This is a genomic window from Pantoea sp. XAF26B01_ASV70 (assembly GCF_054512635.1).
The window spans coordinates 23,179-40,933 of record NZ_CM137251.1; the positions used below are offsets into that span (position 1 = coordinate 23,179).

At 57.3% G+C, this 17,755-nt stretch carries 16 protein-coding genes; 7 read left to right on the forward strand and 9 right to left on the reverse strand.

Annotated elements, in window-relative coordinates:
* Positions 1-133: 133 nt before the first annotated feature.
* The 4 genes from ACX8ZY_RS00110 to ACX8ZY_RS00125 all read right to left on the reverse strand — a co-directional run bounded on the left by ACX8ZY_RS00110 (position 134) and on the right by ACX8ZY_RS00125 (position 3,680).
* Positions 134-1,159 carry a LacI family DNA-binding transcriptional regulator gene (locus ACX8ZY_RS00110; RefSeq protein ID WP_061703507.1) on the reverse strand — a complete coding sequence of 342 codons (1,026 nt, stop codon included), beginning with the start codon at positions 1,157-1,159 and terminating at the stop codon, positions 134-136.
* Between the two features lie 65 nt (positions 1,160-1,224).
* Positions 1,225-2,205 (reverse strand): LacI family DNA-binding transcriptional regulator, encoded by a 981-nt coding sequence (locus tag ACX8ZY_RS00115; protein WP_061703506.1) that lies wholly within the window; start codon positions 2,203-2,205, stop codon positions 1,225-1,227.
* A 135-nt stretch (positions 2,206-2,340) separates the two neighbouring features.
* A complete protein-coding gene (locus ACX8ZY_RS00120) occupies positions 2,341-3,003 on the reverse strand; it encodes an OmpA family lipoprotein (protein ID WP_010258904.1) in 663 nt (220 codons plus the stop codon).
* Positions 3,004-3,113: 110 nt separating this feature from the next.
* Positions 3,114-3,680: a DNA-3-methyladenine glycosylase I gene (locus ACX8ZY_RS00125; protein WP_228312352.1), complete on the reverse strand. Its 567-nt coding sequence runs from the start codon at positions 3,678-3,680 to the stop codon at positions 3,114-3,116.
* A gap of 153 nt (positions 3,681-3,833) precedes the next feature.
* Here ACX8ZY_RS00125 and ACX8ZY_RS00130 point away from each other — a divergent pair, with 153 nt between their 5' ends.
* From ACX8ZY_RS00130 to ACX8ZY_RS00150, 5 genes are all read left to right on the forward strand, one after another.
* Complete coding sequence (locus tag ACX8ZY_RS00130) at positions 3,834-4,520, forward strand: autotransporter (protein ID WP_010258902.1); 687 nt, start codon at positions 3,834-3,836, stop codon at positions 4,518-4,520.
* A gap of 75 nt (positions 4,521-4,595) precedes the next feature.
* A complete protein-coding gene (locus tag ACX8ZY_RS00135) occupies positions 4,596-5,276 on the forward strand; it encodes a hypothetical protein (protein ID WP_010671597.1) in 681 nt (226 codons plus the stop codon).
* 111 nt (positions 5,277-5,387) lie between these two features.
* Positions 5,388-5,924 carry a primosomal protein DnaT gene (gene dnaT / locus ACX8ZY_RS00140; protein ID WP_033780812.1) on the forward strand — a complete coding sequence of 179 codons (537 nt, stop codon included), beginning with the start codon at positions 5,388-5,390 and terminating at the stop codon, positions 5,922-5,924.
* Positions 5,924-6,664 carry a DNA replication protein DnaC gene (dnaC, locus tag ACX8ZY_RS00145; protein ID WP_010258898.1) on the forward strand — a complete coding sequence of 247 codons (741 nt, stop codon included), beginning with the start codon at positions 5,924-5,926 and terminating at the stop codon, positions 6,662-6,664. The genes dnaT and dnaC overlap by 1 nt, the downstream gene beginning before the upstream one ends.
* A 305-nt stretch (positions 6,665-6,969) precedes the next feature.
* A complete protein-coding gene (locus ACX8ZY_RS00150; protein ID WP_132499545.1) occupies positions 6,970-8,103 on the forward strand; it encodes an ROK family transcriptional regulator in 1,134 nt (377 codons plus the stop codon).
* 58 nt (positions 8,104-8,161) lie between these two features.
* On the opposite strand, the gene xylR is transcribed toward ACX8ZY_RS00150, so the two are convergent.
* The 4 genes from xylR to xylF form a co-directional block, all read right to left on the reverse strand.
* Positions 8,162-9,340, reverse strand: a complete 1,179-nt coding sequence (gene xylR, locus ACX8ZY_RS00155) for a D-xylose utilization transcriptional activator XylR (protein ID WP_010672192.1) — start codon at positions 9,338-9,340, stop codon at positions 8,162-8,164.
* Between the two features lie 93 nt (positions 9,341-9,433).
* Positions 9,434-10,618 (reverse strand): xylose ABC transporter permease XylH, encoded by a 1,185-nt coding sequence (gene xylH / locus ACX8ZY_RS00160; RefSeq protein ID WP_033768410.1) that lies wholly within the window; start codon positions 10,616-10,618, stop codon positions 9,434-9,436.
* Positions 10,611-12,131 (reverse strand): xylose ABC transporter ATP-binding protein, encoded by a 1,521-nt coding sequence (locus tag ACX8ZY_RS00165; RefSeq protein WP_010258889.1) that lies wholly within the window; start codon positions 12,129-12,131, stop codon positions 10,611-10,613. The genes xylH and ACX8ZY_RS00165 overlap by 8 nt, the downstream gene beginning before the upstream one ends.
* Before the next feature lie 28 nt (positions 12,132-12,159).
* On the reverse strand, positions 12,160-13,152 hold the full coding sequence (xylF, locus tag ACX8ZY_RS00170; protein ID WP_010258888.1) for a D-xylose ABC transporter substrate-binding protein: 993 nt from the start codon (positions 13,150-13,152) through the stop codon (positions 12,160-12,162).
* A 344-nt stretch (positions 13,153-13,496) separates the two neighbouring features.
* Between xylF and xylA the strand changes: the two genes are divergently transcribed.
* A complete protein-coding gene (gene xylA, locus ACX8ZY_RS00175; protein WP_010258886.1) occupies positions 13,497-14,819 on the forward strand; it encodes a xylose isomerase in 1,323 nt (440 codons plus the stop codon).
* Positions 14,820-14,836: 17 nt separating this feature from the next.
* Positions 14,837-16,279: a xylulokinase gene (gene xylB, locus ACX8ZY_RS00180; RefSeq protein ID WP_459260596.1), complete on the forward strand. Its 1,443-nt coding sequence runs from the start codon at positions 14,837-14,839 to the stop codon at positions 16,277-16,279.
* A gap of 166 nt (positions 16,280-16,445) precedes the next feature.
* Here the strand turns inward: xylB and ACX8ZY_RS00185 are convergent, their stop codons facing one another.
* The gene (locus tag ACX8ZY_RS00185) at positions 16,446-17,684 is read right to left on the reverse strand and encodes an MFS transporter (protein WP_421665164.1); all 1,239 of its coding nucleotides are present in this window, start codon (positions 17,682-17,684) and stop codon (positions 16,446-16,448) included.
* Positions 17,685-17,755: the final 71 nt, after the last annotated feature.

Here is a 17,755-nt window from a genome sequence, read left to right on the forward strand (position 1 = left end):
CTCCATGGCAGGGTTCTGCCCATAACGAATACAAAAACCCTAAATGGAACCGGTTCCAAAGCAAAGCAGCAAACTGTGAAATTATGATCGTGCTCACGAAGCGAGCACGTAAACGGAAGGTTAAATCTGAAATTCAGTTAAGAGGCTGGCTGGAGCCGCGAACGATAAGTTCGCCAGAGAAGACCTGCTCGGCAACCGGCAATCCGCTGCCTTCGATGCGCGCAATCAGGCGTTCCAGCGCACTGTAGCCAATCTGCCAGGTGGGCTGTTTCAGCGTGGTGATACCGACACCGGCCAGCGCCGCCCACTCCAGTTCGTCAAAACCGAGCAGGCCGATATCGCGGCCCCAGTGCAGATTGAGTCGCTGTAGCGATCGCGCTACCTGCAGGGTCAGCGCCCCGTTGGCGACCATCACTGCGCAACGTTTGCCGGTGTGACGCTGATGAAAGGCCAGCAGCGCCTGATCCAGCGCGGCGGGCTGATGCAGCGCCACCTCGGTATTCTCATGCTCAACCTGCGGATGCTCTGCCAGTAGCTGGCGGAAGGCCTGCAGGCGCTCACGGCGCGTGTTGACGCTGCCCAGCGGCTCGCTAAGAAACAGCAGCGCATCATAGCCATTGTCGACCAGATGCCGCGTTGCCGTTTCAGCTGCCTCGGCGTTATTCAGGCCCACCACATCGCAGGGAAAATCGGGGATTTTACGGTCAATCAGCACCATCGGCAGCAGGGATTGTTGCAGATGGTTCAGCACCTCTTCGCGCATCCCGACGGCGTTAACCACAATGCCCTCAACCTGATAGCTGCTCAGCAATTGCAGATAGTGCTGCTCCAGATCCACTTCGTTATTGGTATTACACATCAGCAGCGTGAAGCCCTGCTCGCGGCAGGCGGCTTCAATACCGCTCATGACATCAACAGAATAGGGATTGGTAATATCGGCGATAATCAGCCCGATCAGGCGGGTACGTCCGCGCTTCAGGCCACGCGCCATCTGACTCGGGCGATAGCTGAGATCAGCAATAGCCTGTTCGATCCGCGCTTTCAGACCGGCAGAGAGCAGATGCAGTTCACCATTGAGATAGCGTGAAACGCTGGTTTTACCGGTTCGTGCCGCGTGAGCAACATCGCTGATGGTGGCGCGAGGCGGCCTGATTTTCATGAGATATCCTGCGTAATAAGAAACCCGGCAGAGACTAGCACAAGCAAAGCCCGGCGCAAAAAGCGCTACGCCGGTAATTGCAGCCAGGGTTGCCACAGAGTCTGTAACGTCTCCGGCGGTGCGCCATCAATCAGCCGGATGACCATTTCAGCCACCTGTTCACCGGCCTGATGCGGCGTCGCCTGACGAATGGCGACAATGGGATGATCGAGAATCGCATCTCGCGGCAATCCTTCCCAGCCCGCCAGCAGAATGGCACCCTCGCCCGCTGCACGCCCGGCCAGTTGCAGCGCCAGAGCCGCCCCTTCAGCCAGCGCAGCGCAGTCGGTGATGATCACTTCCGGTACTGGCCCCTCTGCCAGCCACTCCCGGGTTTGCTGATAGCCGGCGCGACGCGACGGCGCCACCGCCGCCATCGCATAAGGCGTAACTTCCCCCAGCGCCGTCAGATAACCCTGACGCCGGTCACGCACCCGCGTACTGTTTTCATTGCTGCCAAGCCAGGCTATCCGCTGCCGTCCCTGCGCCAGCGACCAGCCCACCGCCAGCTGTGAACCGGCAAGGTGATCAACATCAAACCACGCATAGGTCGATGGCAGATCGCTGCGGCCCAGCGCCAGAAAACGAAAATTGGTCTGGAGCAGAGCATGAAGCCGACTGTCTTCTGGCGTAGTGTGGCCGACGATCAGGGCATCAACGGCGCCACTGCGCAGCAGGCGTGTCAGCGTCGCCTGACTTTGCTGCTTATCCGCCAGCAACAGCAGGTTAATGTCATAACGGGCAAGGTGATGCTCCAGCGCCAGCAGCATGTCGCTGAAGTCGCTGCCATTCAGGGGAGAGGCACCGATCGGGTAGACGAACCCCACCGCGTTAGCACGGCCGGTTTTCAGACGCCGGGCCGCCGCATTAGGCCGGTAGCCACGCCGCTGCGCTTCCTCTTCGATGCGTTTACGCGTCTCCTGAGCGACATCCTGATAACCGTTGAGGGCGCGGCTGACGGTCGTTACGGAAAGACCTAAAACCGCAGCGATGGCTTTAAGAGACATAGGAAGGCGTCCATTGATCAATTTTTGATCAGGCTACCATAAAGCCTCTGTTGGCTCTATTCGCAGAAACATTACAGATACTTTTAACGCGATGCTTTACAGAAAAAAGGCGCCCCCGGGCGGGGGCGACCGCGTTTATCCCAGCGGGCTGAGCGTGATCTCAACACGACGGTTTTGTGCTTTGCCTGCTTCGGTGCTGTTGCTGGCAACCGGGTTATCCGGGCCTGCACCTTGGGTGCGCAGGCGATCGCTGGCAACACCCTGCACGATCAACGCGCTGGCGACGCTTTCAGCACGCTGCTGTGACAGACGCATGTTCAGCGCGCGGGTGCCGGTGCTGTCGGTATAACCCACTACGTTTACCGCGGTTTTCGGATACTCTTTCAGCACCATTGAAACACCTGTCAGGGTGTTCGCGCCGGCAGGTTTAAGATTGCTGCTGCTGGAGTCGAAGGTGACATTGTTTGGCATATTCAGGACGATGTTATCGCCATTACGGGTCACGCTGACGCCCGTTCCGCGCATCTTGTCGCGCAGTTTCGCTTCCTGCACATCCATGTAGTAGCCCACGCCACCGCCCAGTGCGGCTCCGCCAGCAGCACCAATCAGCGCACCTTTACGGCGATCTTTCTTCGACGAGGAGAGTACACCGACACCGGCACCCACTAACGCACCCAGGCCTGCGCCCACACCTGACTTACCCGCCTGAGATTCGCCGGTGTAAGGATTGGTGGTACAACCTGGCAGGGCCAGACTGCCGCTTAATAACAAGGTGATGGCGATTAATTTCTTCTGCATTTTTGTTCCCTTACATTCGACACACAGGGGAAAACCTTTCCCATAAGTGGCACGATTATGCCGCCTGGTGGCCGGGAATGTAGTGAGGAAAAATCCTGATTTAGCGGGAATTACGCCTTTTGGTTGTCAGGATGGCAAAAACAGTTGCTCTGATGATCGTTTATTAGCCCGCAGGCCTGCATAAAGGAGTAGCAGATTGTGGGGCCGATGAATTTGAAACCACGCTGCTTTAGCGCCTTCGAGAGCGCAATGGCCTGCTCTGAGGTGGTGGGAGCCTGACTATAGTCAGGATAATGGTGGACGATTTGCGCGTTATCGACAAATTGCCAGACGAAGTGGCTGAAATCCTCGCCTTGCGCTTCCATCTGGAGATAAGCACGAGCGTTGGCGATAATCGCCGCGATTTTACCGGCGTGGCGGATAATACCGCTGTTGAGCATCAGCGTGTCGATCTCTGCCGCATCCATCAACGCTATGGCCTGCGGATCAAACTGGTAAAACGCCGCCCGATAGTTTTCCCGCTTTTTCAGCACGGTAATCCAGGATAACCCCGCCTGCTGTCCTTCCAGACAGAGCATCTCAAACAGCGCACGCTTGTCTCTCTGTGCCACACCCCACTCCCTGTCGTGATAAGCCAGATAGAGGGGATCCTGCGTTACCCAACCACATCGTTGCATCGCTTTGTTCCTTTATAACGAGAATATTTTAGCGGTCCGCTTGATCTTAGAATTAATCGGTTGATAGTTAAACGATCACCGGTTAAATAACAGAGACGGGCCGAAATTTAATTTAAACGCCGGATAATAACTTCAGCCTTGCCTGGAGAAGCGATGTTGCCGAGAAGCGGTTGGAAAGGTCTGCGGATCTGCTGTGCTGTATGGCTGTTAATCTTAACGCAACCGACTTTTGCGCGCGGCGGCATCTCTGCGCCTCAGCATCCCGACTTTCTGCCCGACTACGATACGATTCTGGCGGAGAAGATCGCCCTGACGCCACTCGCCTTCAGCGATGAGAGCCGCGCCCTGTTTGAAGCCGCCATCAACTCTCCCACCGCGTCACCCATCGCCGTCCACAGTGAAACCGGCAGCGTAGGCACCACCCCGCTGGGAAAACGCTATCGGGCTGGGGTTGACCTGCCCATTGCCCCGTCATTTACCACCGGGCCGGTGGCGCAGTATGCCGTTGATCCGCAGCAGATGAACTGTCTGCAATGTGACTACAGCGATCAGCAGAGTCGTGAGCAGAGCGCCAGCGTCGGCTGGCGCATCGATTCACAGCAGGGATGGATATCGCCCTGGGCGCAGCTGAGTTATCACTATCTGCTGGCAGACACGCCGCAGAATCCCCGGCGTGAGGCGACGAACGGCACCGATCAGTCCGAAGGCATCGATCTGAGCATCGGTGCACAAGTGCCTCTGAACGATAATCTGGCGGCTTTCGCCGCGTTTTCACAAAGCGAAGCGCTGAATAACCAGGAGCAGCAACTTTATACCTTTGGCTTCAGCGCCAGCTTCTGACCGGGGCATGAAAAGAGAAAGGGAATCGGGCGTTTAAAATATAATGAGTCCGCTAATCATTATACTGGTAACACTATGCGCAACGATTTGACAATTATTGGCCGTGAAATGACGGTCTTCATACTGGCAGCACTCTTTCTCGCTCTGATGATATTGCCCATCTATATTGATGTGGCCTGGATGAATGATGCGCTGCACGAAACTTCTTTTACTGAAACCACCCAGGAAATCATGCTGGCGGTGATTGCCGCCCTGTTCTTTATTGCGGCCCAGCGCCGTCCGGCTCAGCGCGGCGCGCTGACCTTAGTGGCGGGCTTCTATAGCTGTATGCTGATCCGTGAGCTCGACTTTGTGTTTGATGCCATCCAGCATGGCAGCTGGATCTGGTTCGCCCTGGCGGTGACGGCCGGTTGTCTGGCCGTCGCGCTGCGGACGCCGAAAAAAACCCTGCACGCGCTGGCCAGGCTGCTGCAGCACCGCAGCTGGCCGGTGATGGCCTCCGGCTTTTTAGTGGTGCTGGTCTTCTCACGACTGTTTGGTATTCATGCGTTGTGGCAGCACCTGATGCTGGGAGATTACAACCGCGTGGTGAAAAACATGGCCGAAGAGGGCACAGAGCTGCTGGGTTACGGCCTGTGCTGGCTGGCTTCGGTTCGCTATTTATGGCAGACCCGTCCGGCCGCCGCGGCCGTCAGCGTGCACGCCACCGAATCTGCACCGGCCCGTCACGCCACTTCTCCGGTCACCTCGCACTGATCCGCACTCTTGCTTTTTAAGCGATCCGCATCATTAAAAAAGGTACAATAAACACTTCTGCGTCGGCGACGGGTTCCCGGCGCAAGGTGTTCGTTAACCTCAGGTCTTTTCATGTCAGCTAAAATCTTAACTTCAACGCTCATTGGCCTGGATGCCTTCCGACAGGATCCGCTGACTGCCCTGCAGCAGGCGGAAAAGGGCACGCTGGCGGTGTTAGATAATTATGCGCCGGTGATGTACGCCATCACACCTAAGCGTCTGGCTGAGCTGCTGGCGCTGGAAGCCGCCGCCCGGCAGCCGAATGATGTGGCGCTGGATGACAGCCTGTATGACGATTCCCCCGCCGCGATCCATACGCCGGCTGGTAAGTTCGCCATGTATCAGGGCTGGCAGCCGGATGCCGACTTTACGCGCCAGGCCGCGATCTGGGGTGTGGCGCTGGGCGAACCGGTGACCCCCAGTGAGCTGGCGGCCTTTGTGGCCTACTGGCAGGCGGAAGGCCGGATGTTCCATCATGTGCAGTGGCAACAGAAACTGGCACGCAGCATTCAGATGAACCGTGCCGCAAACGGCGGGCAACCGAAGCGTGATATCACGCAGTTGCCCGATCCTGACCGTACCATTCCCGATGGTTTCCGAGGTGAATGATGAAAACGCCAAACGATCTCTTTAACCGTCTGAAAAAAATGATGCCCGCAGGCACACGTCCTAAATTTGCCAATGGCGAAGAGCTACTGGCGTGGAATCAGGAGCAGGGTCGCCTGCGATCAGAGGCGATTGTGCGTGAGAATCGCGCAATGAAAATGCAGCGCGTAATGGGCCGTTCCGGCATTCGCGAGCTGCATATGAACTGCTCATTTGATAATTACCGGGTAGAGAATGAGGGACAGCGCAAGGCGCTGGAACTGGCGCGTCAGTATGCCGCTGAATTTGATGGCAGCATCGCCAGTTTTGTCTTTTCAGGCCGTCCCGGCACCGGTAAAAACCATCTGGCCGCCGCGATTGGCAACGACCTGATCCTGCGCGGTAAAAGCGTGCTGATCGTGACGGTTGCTGATTTGATGTCGAGCATGAAGGGCACCTTCAGCGGCAGCAGCGGCATTACCGAAGAGCGGCTGATTCAGGATCTCAGCAGTGTTGATCTGCTGGTGATTGATGAGATCGGTATGCAGAGCGAATCGCGCTACGAAAAAGTGATTATCAACCAGATTGTCGATCGCCGATCCTCCTCGAAACGCCCGACCGGCATGTTATCCAACCTCGACCATGCGGGCATGAATACGCTGCTGGGCGAACGTGTCATGGACCGTATGCGCCTCGGCAACAGCCTGTGGGTGCGCTTCGACTGGGAAAGCTATCGCAGTCGGGTACGCGGCGACGAATATTAAACAGTGACCCGGCAGCGCCGGGTCACTGCGCTCATCGGGCCTGAAGCCCCTCTTCATAACGACGCGCTATACGGCCTTTGCCCTTCCGCCCATGCCCGGCGCAGCCGGACGCGCTGAGTCAGGATCATTCCGACGTCCGGCCACTGGTGCAGCAGAAAACCCGGCATTAATCCCACGATCTGATCGCGGTCACGATCTTAGCCACAGGCGATCGGGTTGTGTGAAACCGCCCGCAAAAGTGTGGGATGTGGAATACGTATGGGCTGATACACTCAATTCTTACTCCTCTGTTGAGTGAACCCGTAATGAAAACGAACGGCAAAGGCCCGGCACTACTGCGACTGAATAACCAGAAACGGGTGATGACTCAGCTGCGTAAGCTGCGCGTGACGTCGCGTCAGGATCTGGCGGAGGCGCTGACACTCAGCAAAAATACCGTCTCATTAATCATTGATGACCTGCTGGAGCAGGGTCTGATAGAGGAGCTGGGACCGGTCAGCGTCGCGTCCGCCGGACGGCCTAAAATCGGGATTACCCTGCGGCCGGAAAAGCTCAAGAGCGCAGGCATCATGGTGGAACGCAACGTTATCCACTGGCGGGTCTGCGACTATTTTTCACAGGTGCTGGCTGAAAAGACGCTGCGCACCGATACCAGTAACCCGACCCGACTGCTGGCTGAGCTGGCGATGCTGTGCCGGGAACTGATGAAAAGCTATCCTGATTTGCTCGGCATTGGCCTGGGTTTTCCCGGTATCGTCGATCCCCGGCGCGGCTGGATGCATATTTCATTGCCCCTCGAATGGCAGGATGTTGACCTGCTGGGCGCGCTGAGTAAGCACGTCAGTCTCCCCATCCGCATTATGAATAATGTCAAAGCCGCTGCGCTGCTGGCGGTACAGCTGCGTGGATTATCTGTGGAGAGCGGTCACTTTTATCTGCGTATTTCCGAGGGAATTGGCGGCGCACTGGTACAGCATGGCGAAGTATTTACCGGGCACAGCTGGACGGCGGGCGAGGCGGGACATCTGGTTGTCCAGCCCGACGGCCCGCGTTGCAGCTGTGGCCGCCGCGGTTGCCTGGAAGCGCTGGTCAGCCAGCCAGCGGTTAAACAGCAGCTGGCGCAGCGTCAGCCTGGCCTGAGCTGGCAGAACCGCGACAGTGCGCCGCGCGTGGTGGATGAGGTGATGGCGCAGGCGGGTGGCTATCTGGGTGCAGCGCTGAGTCAGATTATGCTGCTGCTCAATCCCGCCACCATCATCATTGATTGTCCGTGGAACGCCAGTGAGGTCTTCTGCAAGGCGGTGCGCACTACCGCCCACGGCAACGCGCTGGCCTTTACCGCCGCACATACCCTGCTGCACTTTCCTGAGCAACGGATCGATCCGGCCAACGGGCTGGCGCTGGCGGTGCTGGAGCAGAGTGAGCAGCGGATAATCTAGTGGCTCAAGCCGCCCTGATTCATCCGGTTTCCATCCACCTCAGACTGAACGCTTCCTGCTACAACACATTCTCCCCAAAATGCTGCCGGTACTCTTTCGGCGTGGTGTCGTAGCTTTTGCGGAAGACCGAATAGAAGTATTGCAGCGAAGGATAGCCGCACATCTGTGAGATCTCATTGATGTTGAGCGATGATGAAGCCAGCAGCTCGCGCGCTTTTTCCAGTTTTTCACGGTGGATCATCGCATGGAGGGTGTCGCCGGTCTCATCCCGAAAGCGTTTTTCCAGATTAGAGCGCGATAGCCCGACGGCATCCAGCACCTGCTCCACTTTAATCCCCTTACAGGCGTTGAAGCGGATGTAGTGCATCGCCTGAATCACCGCCGGATCGCGCAGCGAGCGGAAGTCGGTAGAGCGCCTGGCGATGACTTTCACCGGCGGCACCAGGATGCGCTGAAGCGGTAAGGGTTGCTTATCCAGCAGCCGATGCAGCAGTTTGGCCGCCTGATAGCCCATCTGCCGTGAGCCCTGCGCCACGGACGAGAGCGCCACGCGTGACAGATAGCGGGTCAGCTCCTCATTATCAATCCCGATCACCGTAAGCTTCTCCGGCACCGGTATTTTCAGGTGTTCGCACGCCTGCAGCAGGTGTCGCGCCCGTGAATCCGTGACGGCGATAATGCCGGTTTGCGGCGGCAGCGTCTGCAACCAGTCGGCGAGACGGTTCTGGGCGTGCTGCCAGTTTTCCGGCGCGGTTTCCATGCCCTGATAGACCACGCCCTGATAGCGTTCACGTCCCACCAGCTGGCGAAACGCCTGTTCACGCTCCTGTGCCCAGCGCTTGCCGCTGGAGACCGGTAAACCATAAAAGGCAAAGCGGTTAATGCCCTTCTCTTTCAGATGCAGAAAGGCTTTCTCCACCAGCGCGGCGTTGTCAGTGGCAATGTAGTGCACCGGCGGATAATCCTCCTGCCGGTGGTAAGAGCCGCCAACGCCGACAATCGGCACGGAGACATTTGACAGCAGGGTTTCGATAGAGCGATCGTCGTAATCGGCGATCACCCCATCGCCCAGCCACTCCCGGATGTTGTCGATGCGGCAGCGGAAATCTTCTTCGATGAAGATATCCCAGTCAGTCTGCGACGCCTGCAGATACTCACCGACGCCCTCCACAACCTGACGGTCATACACTTTGTTGGCGTTAAACAGCAGGGTAATGCGATAGCGTTTCTCATGCATGATGGCGCGTTCCCTTAAATCCTCAGCGCATTGCATAACACGGCTGAAAGGGGCAAAAAAATTGTTTGCGCCACAATGTGATCGCCCGCGCGATTACACCCGACGCCGCGTTGCCGTATCCATCCACACCGCCAGCAGCAGAATCGCGCCTTTGACGATGTACTGCCAGAAAGTCGGCACATCCATCATGCTCATGCCGTTATCCAGCGAGGCCATAATAAAGGCTCCCATTACCGCGCCCGCAACCGAACCCACGCCACCCGCCAGGCTGGTGCCGCCGATCACACAGGCGGCGATAGCGTCGAGTTCCGCAATATTACCCGCCGACGGCGAACCTGCGCCCAGCCGTGAACTGAGGATCAGCCCGGCAATCGCCACCATCACACCGTTGATGGCAAACACCGCCAGCTTGGTACGCGCCACGTTAATGCCAGACAGGCGCGCAGCATCAATGTTGCCGCCGATGGCGTAGATACGACGGCCAAACGCGGTGCGGGTTGCCATAAACATGCCCGCCAGCAACAGCACGGCCAGCAGTAACACCGGGGTCGGCACGCCGCGATAGTCGTTGAGCAACCAGATGGCACCCAGCACTAAGATGGCGGTGATCGCCTGACGTCCGATGGTGCCGCTGGCTGCGCCCTGCGCCAGTCCGAGCTGCTGACGACGCAGCCGCAGCCGCCACTGCCACAACATAAACAACGCCAGACCGGCAACGCCAAAGCCGAAACCGACGCCGCCCGGCAGATAACTCTGACCAATCTGCGACATGCCCGGCGTGATCGGCGCAACCGTAGTGCCATCGGTAATCCCGACCAGAACACCGCGGAAAGCCAGCATCCCCGCCAGCGTCACAATAAACGAAGGCACTTTACGGTAGGCCACCCACCAGCCATTCCACGTGCCAAGCAGTAATCCCATCACCAGCGTCACCACGATGGTCAGCGGCAACGGCCAGCCGAGCCAGACGTCGAATATCGCCGCCGCGCCACCCAGCAGGCCCATCATGGAACCTACTGACAGGTCGATCTCCGCCGAGATAATTACGAACACCATACCCACGGCCAGAATGCCGGTAATGGCGGTCTGACGCAGCAGGTTGGAGACGTTACGCGCACTGAGCCACGAGCCGTCTGTGGTCCAGGTAAAGAACAGGGCAATCAGCACAATTGCGCCCAGCATCACCAGAACCTGCAGATTAGGCAGTGTGAACCTGCCCGGTGACGGTTTGCCCGGCGTGCCGGAGAGGCGGCTTTGGGTACTTTCACTTTTAAGCATAATGTTCACTCCGCAGGGCAGCTTCCATCACCTGCTCCTGAGTCAGGTTATCGTTAATCAAATCGGCTTTGATCTGCCCTTCATGCATCACCAGCACCCGATCGCTCAGGCCCAGCACTTCCGGCAGCTCAGAGGAAATCACAATCACCGCGATACCCTGCTGAACCAGTGCATTGATCAGCAGGTAGATCTCCTGACGTGCGCCCACATCAATGCCGCGCGTCGGTTCATCGAGGATCAGGATTTTTGGATTGAGCAGCAGACATTTCGCCAGAATCGCTTTCTGCTGGTTGCCGCCGCTTAAACGGCCAATCGGCAGTTCTGATGAGGAGGTTTTCACCCGCAGCCGACCGATCGCGTCGTTGATCGCCTGCTGCTCCTGCGCTTCATCCAGCGTTGAGAGCCGGTGGCTGAACTGGTCCAGCGCCGCCAGGGTAATATTTTTGCCCACCGCCATCAGCGGCACGATGCCATCTTTTTTACGATCTTCCGGCACCATCGCGATGCCGTGCGCAATGGCGGCGCGGCAATCGGTGATGTTGACCTGTTTGCCATTGATCCAGATATCGCCCTGCCAGCGCCCCGGCCAGACGCCAAACAGACATTGGACTGTCTCAGTCCTGCCCGCGCCCACCAGCCCGGCGATGCCGAGGATTTCACCGCGTCTGAGCGAGAACGAGACATTGTTAACGCGGCGGATGTGGCGGTTAACCGGATGCCAGGCGGTGAGGTTTTCAACTTTCAGTATCACGTCGCCAATCTGATGCGGCGCGTGGGGATAGAGCGCGGTCAGCTCGCGTCCCACCATCATGGTGATGATGTCATCTTCGCTCAGGCCCGCTGCCGGACGGGTAGCAATATGCTGGCCGTCACGAATCACGCAGATGGTATCGGAGATCGCCTTAACCTCATTCAGCTTGTGCGAGATGTAGATGCAGGCAATGCCGTGTTCACGCAGATTGCGGATGATGCCGAGCAGCACGTCCGTTTCCTGCTCCGTCAGGGAAGAGGTCGGCTCATCCAGAATCAGCAGCCGGACCTGTTTGTTAAGGGCGCGGGCAATCTCCACCAGTTGCTGCTGCCCAAGGCCTAACTCACCGACCCGGGTGGCGGGAGAAACGTTCAGCCCGACCCGCGCCAGCAGTTGCTGGCAGCGCAGGGTCATGGTTTCATCATCCACCATGCCGAAACGGCTCAGTTCGGCACCGAGGAAAATGTTCTCCATCACCGTCAGTTGCCGCACCAGCGCCAGCTCCTGATGAATAATCACAATGCCTTTACGCTCGGTATCGCGAATGGTCTGCGCCTGAATGTCGTCGCCAGAGAAGTGAATCTGCCCTTCAAAATCGCCGTGCGGATAGAGTCCGCACAGGATTTTCATCAGCGTCGATTTGCCCGAGCCATTCTCACCACACAGCGACATCACTTCGCCCGCCTCAAGTTGCAGGCTGACATCATTCAGCGCCTTCACGGCACCGAAACGCTTGGTGATATTTTTCATTTCCAGCAGCATCGACTGTTCTCCCTCACGCTATGCGCAGTCAGAGTTCGCTCTGTTTGTGGAAACCGTCTTTCACCACGGTGCTTTCAATATTGTCTTTGTTGACCGGAATCGGCTTCAGCAGCCGTGACGGAACCTCTTTCAGACCATTGTTCAGCGTGCTGTTGCTGGCAGGTGTTTTGCCCTCGCCCAGCTCTACAGCAATTTTCGCCGCTTCGGTGGCGAGCTCAGTGATCGGTTTGTAAACCGTCATGGTCTGGGTGCCCGCTTTGATACGCTTAATGGCTGCCAGATCGGCATCCTGACCGGAGATCGCCACTTTTCCTGCCAGCCCCTGCGCGCTCAGCGCCTGAATCGCGCCGCCTGCGGTGGCATCGTTAGAGGCCACCACCGCATCGATATGGTTGCCGTTGGCGGTCAGGGCATTTTCCATAATTTTCAGGGCATTTTCCGGCAGCCAGGCATCGACCCACTGGTCGCCAACAATTTTAATGCTGCCGTTATCAATATAGGGTTTTAACACCTTCATCTGTCCGGCACGAAACAGGCGTGCGTTATTATCCACAGGCGATCCGCCCATTAAAAAATAGTTGCCCTTAGGCACCTGTTTCACAATGCTCTCGGCCTGAAGCTCGCCCACTTTTTCATTATCGAAAGAGATATAAAAGTCGATATCGGCATTATTTATCATTCGGTCATACGCCAGCACTTTAATGCCTTCCCGTTTCGCTTCAGCGACAACATTACTCAATACCTGACCGTTGTAGGGAATAATCACCAGCACATCGACACCGCGATTGATCATATTTTCAATCTGCGACATCTGTGTCTCTTCGTTGCCGTTGGCTGACTGAACAAACACCTTCGCGCCCAGCGTCTCAGCCTGTTTTACGAAAATGTCGCGGTCTTTCTGCCAGCGCTCGAGTCGCAAATCGTCAATCGCCATGCCGATCTTCACTTCTTTTGCCACGCTGGTCTGGCTGAACAGCGCCAGCGCCGCACAGGCGGCGAGCAGTGCATGTTTCATCTTCATTGTGATCATCCTGTAGGTTGAGGCTATTGTCGTTTCAGGCCTATAAACCAGGCGGATGAATTGTTGCCCTTATTTTCCTGTTACAGCAATTACTGATTTTTATCCGGCTATTACGTTTTTTGGTTTATTTCATTTTTTATGAGCGCGATCGAGGTTTCATCTTTTTCGGACAAGAGAGCGATAATGATAAACCACCCCGTAAATAACATTATTTTGCGAGCCAGCGCACAAATAATAATTATCTGACACCCGTAGTGAAATATCGTAATTGAGCTGAGACAGCAGCCAATATCAAATATTGCTTCAACGCAGGCCATTCGGGTACTGATGCTAAGGAGCAAACCATGCACGCTTATTTCGATCAGATCGATCGGGTTCGTTATGAAGGCACCCAGTCGACTCATCCTCTCGCTTTCCGCCACTACAATCCCGATGAGGTGATCCTCGGCAAGACCATGGCGGAGCATCTGCGCTTTGCCGCCTGTTACTGGCACACCTTCTGCTGGAATGGCGCGGATATGTTTGGTGTCGGCGCTTTTGATCGTCCGTGGCAGAAAAGCGGAGATGCGCTGCAGCTGGCAAAACTGAAAGCGGATGTGGCCTTTGAGTTTTTCCACAAGCTGAATGTGCCGTGGTACTGCTTCCATGACGTTGATGTCTCACCAGAAGGCGATTCGCTGCACAGCTACAAAGAGAATTTTGCCGCCATGACCGATAAACTGCTGGAGAAACAGCAGGAGACCGGCGTGAAACTGCTGTGGGGCACAGCCAACTGCTTTACCCATCCACGCTACGGAGCCGGGGCTGCCACCAATCCCGATCCTGAAGTTTTTGCCTGGGCAGCGACGCAGGTCTGCAGCGCCATGCAGGCGACCAAAACCCTGGGCGGCGAAAACTATGTGTTGTGGGGCGGACGCGAAGGGTACGAAACTCTGCTGAATACCGATCTGCGCCAGGAGCGCGAGCAGATTGGCCGCTTTATGCAGATGGTGGTCGAGCACAAACACAAAATTGGCTTTCAGGGAACGCTGCTAATTGAACCGAAACCGCAGGAGCCGACCAAACATCAGTATGACTATGATGTCGCGACGGTTTATGGCTTCCTGAAACAGTTCGGACTGGAGAAAGAGATCAAGGTTAACGTTGAGGCGAACCACGCCACGCTGGCGGGTCACTCTTTCCATCATGAAATTGCGACGGCCATTGCGCTGGGCATTTTTGGTTCAGTGGATGCCAACCGCGGCGATCCGCAGTGCGGCTGGGATACCGATCAGTTCCCGGTCAGCGTGGAAGAGAATGCGCTGGTGATGTACGAAATTCTCAAAGCGGGCGGCTTTACCACTGGCGGCTTAAACTTTGATGCCAAAGTGCGTCGTCAGAGCACTGATAAATACGATCTGTTCTACGGTCATATTGGCGCGATGGATACCATGGCGCTGGCGCTGAAGGTCGCCGCTCGCATGATCAGCGATGGTGAACTCGATAAGCGTGTGGCACAGCGCTACAGCGGCTGGAATGGTGAGTTCGGCCAGCAAATTTTGAAAGGTGAGTTTTCACTGGAGGCACTGGCGGCGCATGCTCAGCAGCAGCAGCTCAATCCGCAGCATCAGAGCGGACGTCAGGAGCAGCTGGAAAATCTGGTGAATCACTACCTGTTTGATTTCTAACCCTTCAGGAGCAGAGCATGTTTATCGGGATCGATTTAGGCACCTCTGGCGTCAAAGTGGTGCTGATGGATGCACAAGGCAACGTGGTGGCGACGGAAACAGCGCCGCTGCAGGTTTCGCGTCCGCAGCCATTGTGGAGCGAGCAGGATCCCGAAAGCTGGTGGCAGGCGCTGGATTTGTCCATGCAGGCGCTGAGCGCGCAGCAGGATCTGCGCGCGGTGCAGGCCATCGGGCTGAGCGGACAGATGCATGGTGCAACGCTGCTCGACAGTGCAAATCAGGTATTACGACCGGCCATGCTCTGGAATGATGGGCGCAGCGAGGCGCAGTGCCGTGAGCTGGAACAGAAGGTGCCGGATTCGCGGGCGATCACCGGCAACCTGATGATGCCCGGCTTCACGGCTCCTAAGCTGCTGTGGGTTCAGCAATATGAACCGGCAATATTCAGTCAGATCGCTCACGTGCTGTTGCCCAAAGATTACCTGCGCTGGCGATTGAGTGGCGACTTCGCCACTGATATGTCAGATGCAGCAGGCACAATGTGGCTGGATGTGGCACGGCGTGACTGGAGCGATGTGATGCTGCGCGCCTGCGACCTCAGCCGCGATCAGATGCCGCAACTCTATGAGGGCAATGCCCTGACCGGCACCTTACATGCCGAACTGGCCACACGCTGGAAGATGAACGCCGTGCCGCTGGCGGCGGGCGGTGGCGACAATGCTGCGGGTGCGATTGGTGTCGGCATGACCGAACCGGGCCAGGGCATGCTGTCGCTGGGTACGTCGGGCGTCTACTTCGTGGTGAGCGACGGCTATCTCAGCAATCCGCAGCGTGCGGTACACAGCTTCTGTCATGCGTTACCCCAGCGCTGGCATCTGATGTCGGTGATGCTCAGCGCAGCCTCCTGTCTGGACTGGGCAGCGACGCTGACCGGTTGCAGAGATGTTCCTGAGCTGCTGGCTGAAGCTGAACGCGCACGCGATGACCTGCCCGGCCTGTGGTTTCTGCCCTATCTTTCCGGTGAGCGCACGCCGCACAATAACCCGAATGCCCGGGGTGCTTTCTTTGGCTTTACCCATCAGCATAGCCGTCCCGAGCTGGCGAGAGCGGTGCTGGAAGGCGTAGGGTTTGCGCTGGCGGAGGGCATGGACGCGCTGCACGACTGCGGCGTTCAGCCAAAGAGCATTATGTTGATCGGCGGCGGCGCACGCAGTGCACTGTGGCGTCAGATGCTGGCAGACATCAGTGGTCAGACACTGGATTACTGTCATGGCGGTGAGGTTGGCCCGGCGCTGGGAGCCGCCAGGCTGGCACAGCAGGCGCTGGATGCAGAGATCACCGTGCCGACCCCGGTTCTGGTGCAGCGATACCAGCCGGATCCGGCCCGGGTAGCGCACTACCAGCCACGTCGTGAGACCTTTGCGACGCTGTATCAACAGCTCCTGCCGCTGATGAAGTAAACCTGCGAGAACGCTCTGCCTGTTATGGATTTAAATCGCCTGTTAACGGATCCCCCTGCCATGTAATGCCAGGGGGGTAATGAAGGCAGAACAGGTGATCGTGAGCCATATTACTGACCCGGAATGGCCGGGATGACACTTACCCAGCCATACCATCACGGTAGCATCAGCCAATCGCGCCCAGCGTATCTTCCTGACCCTGTTTCTTCGGCAGCAGGAACAGCGTCGCCGCAATATCCAGCAGATAAATCAGCGCCAGCAGGGTAATCGCCGCCGTAAACGAGAACTGGCTCGCCAGCAGACCAATCACCACCGGGCCGAAGCCGCCCACACCGCGACCAAGGTTGAACAGGACGTTTTGCGCGGTGGCACGCACCTGCGGCGGAAAGGTATCGGAAATCAGCGCGCCATAACCGCCAATCATGCCGTTAACAAACATCCCCATGATCGCGCCGGTAAATAGCATGATGTTCGGGTCGCGCAGCTGAGCATACACCACCACCATCACTACTGCGCCAAACTGATAGAGCAGGAAGATTTTCCAGCGTGCGAAGCGGTCGGCCAGTACGCCAAACAGCCAGATGCCAAAGGTCATCCCGACCACGGTCACCGCGGTCCAGAGGCCCGACTTCGTCAGGCTGAAGCCAAAGCTGGAGGAGAGGTAACTCGGCATCCAGATCATCAGCCCGTAGTAACCAAAGTTCTGTACTGAACAGAGGATAAAAATGCCCAGGCTGGCTTTGGCGGTGGCGCGATCGCGTACCAGCAGTTTCAGGCGCGCCGGAAAAGAGAGTGACGGCACATGTTTAACCTGCCGTTGATACGCCTCCGGTTCACCCATGCCGCGACGAATGGCAAACGAGACCAGCGCAGGCAACAAGCCGACCAGAAACATGCCGCGCCAGCCGATGATAGTCAGCAGCGGCGGTGTGATAAAGGCCGCCATCAGCACCCCGAGTTGCCAGCCTATACCGACCCACGCTGATGCGCGATTGCGCTTCTCCGCCGGCCAGGCTTCGGCAATCAGCGCCATGCCGATACCAAATTCGCCACCCAGACCGACACCCGCCAGCGTTCGCCAGGCGAGCAGATCCCAGTAGCCCTGCGCCACCGCGCACAGGCCGGTAAAGACCGATAAGACCAGAATCGTGACGGTGAGCATGCGGATGCGACCATAGCGGTCGCTGAGATGACCAAATACGATGCCACCGATAACCGCGCCAATCAGCGTCCAGGTCACCAGCGATCCCGCCTGTGATGGATTGAGCGCCAGCGAAACACTGATAGCCGGCAGCATAAAGCCGAGTATCAGCAGGTCAAATCCATCCATGGCATAACCGCTGACCGCAGCCAGCATCGCTTTGCCCGGCGTTACGCCCGGCTTAGATTGGGGAGAAGGGGACATCGTTGCGAACCTCATAAAGAAAAGTGCCGCAATTATAGAGAGAGTTCAGGATGTGACCAATTGAAAAGGCT

Coding starts and splice junctions, on each gene's coding strand:
- xylF (WP_010258888.1), bottom strand. CDS start 13,152: ATGAAGATGAAACATGCACTGCTCGCCGCCTGTGCGGCGCTGGCGCTG.
- ACX8ZY_RS00120 (WP_010258904.1), bottom strand. CDS start 3,003: ATGCAGAAGAAATTAATCGCCATCACCTTGTTATTAAGCGGCAGTCTG.
- ACX8ZY_RS00115 (WP_061703506.1), bottom strand. CDS start 2,205: ATGTCTCTTAAAGCCATCGCTGCGGTTTTAGGTCTTTCCGTAACGACC.
- ACX8ZY_RS00130 (WP_010258902.1), top strand. CDS start 3,834: ATGTTGCCGAGAAGCGGTTGGAAAGGTCTGCGGATCTGCTGTGCTGTA.
- xylB (WP_459260596.1), top strand. CDS start 14,837: ATGTTTATCGGGATCGATTTAGGCACCTCTGGCGTCAAAGTGGTGCTG.
- xylR (WP_010672192.1), bottom strand. CDS start 9,340: ATGCATGAGAAACGCTATCGCATTACCCTGCTGTTTAACGCCAACAAA.
- dnaC (WP_010258898.1), top strand. CDS start 5,924: ATGAAAACGCCAAACGATCTCTTTAACCGTCTGAAAAAAATGATGCCC.
- ACX8ZY_RS00125 (WP_228312352.1), bottom strand. CDS start 3,680: ATGCAACGATGTGGTTGGGTAACGCAGGATCCCCTCTATCTGGCTTAT.
- ACX8ZY_RS00110 (WP_061703507.1), bottom strand. CDS start 1,159: ATGAAAATCAGGCCGCCTCGCGCCACCATCAGCGATGTTGCTCACGCG.
- ACX8ZY_RS00185 (WP_421665164.1), bottom strand. CDS start 17,684: ATGTCCCCTTCTCCCCAATCTAAGCCGGGCGTAACGCCGGGCAAAGCG.
- dnaT (WP_033780812.1), top strand. CDS start 5,388: ATGTCAGCTAAAATCTTAACTTCAACGCTCATTGGCCTGGATGCCTTC.
- xylH (WP_033768410.1), bottom strand. CDS start 10,618: ATGCTTAAAAGTGAAAGTACCCAAAGCCGCCTCTCCGGCACGCCGGGC.
- ACX8ZY_RS00135 (WP_010671597.1), top strand. CDS start 4,596: ATGCGCAACGATTTGACAATTATTGGCCGTGAAATGACGGTCTTCATA.
- ACX8ZY_RS00150 (WP_132499545.1), top strand. CDS start 6,970: ATGAAAACGAACGGCAAAGGCCCGGCACTACTGCGACTGAATAACCAG.
- xylA (WP_010258886.1), top strand. CDS start 13,497: ATGCACGCTTATTTCGATCAGATCGATCGGGTTCGTTATGAAGGCACC.
- ACX8ZY_RS00165 (WP_010258889.1), bottom strand. CDS start 12,131: ATGCTGCTGGAAATGAAAAATATCACCAAGCGTTTCGGTGCCGTGAAG.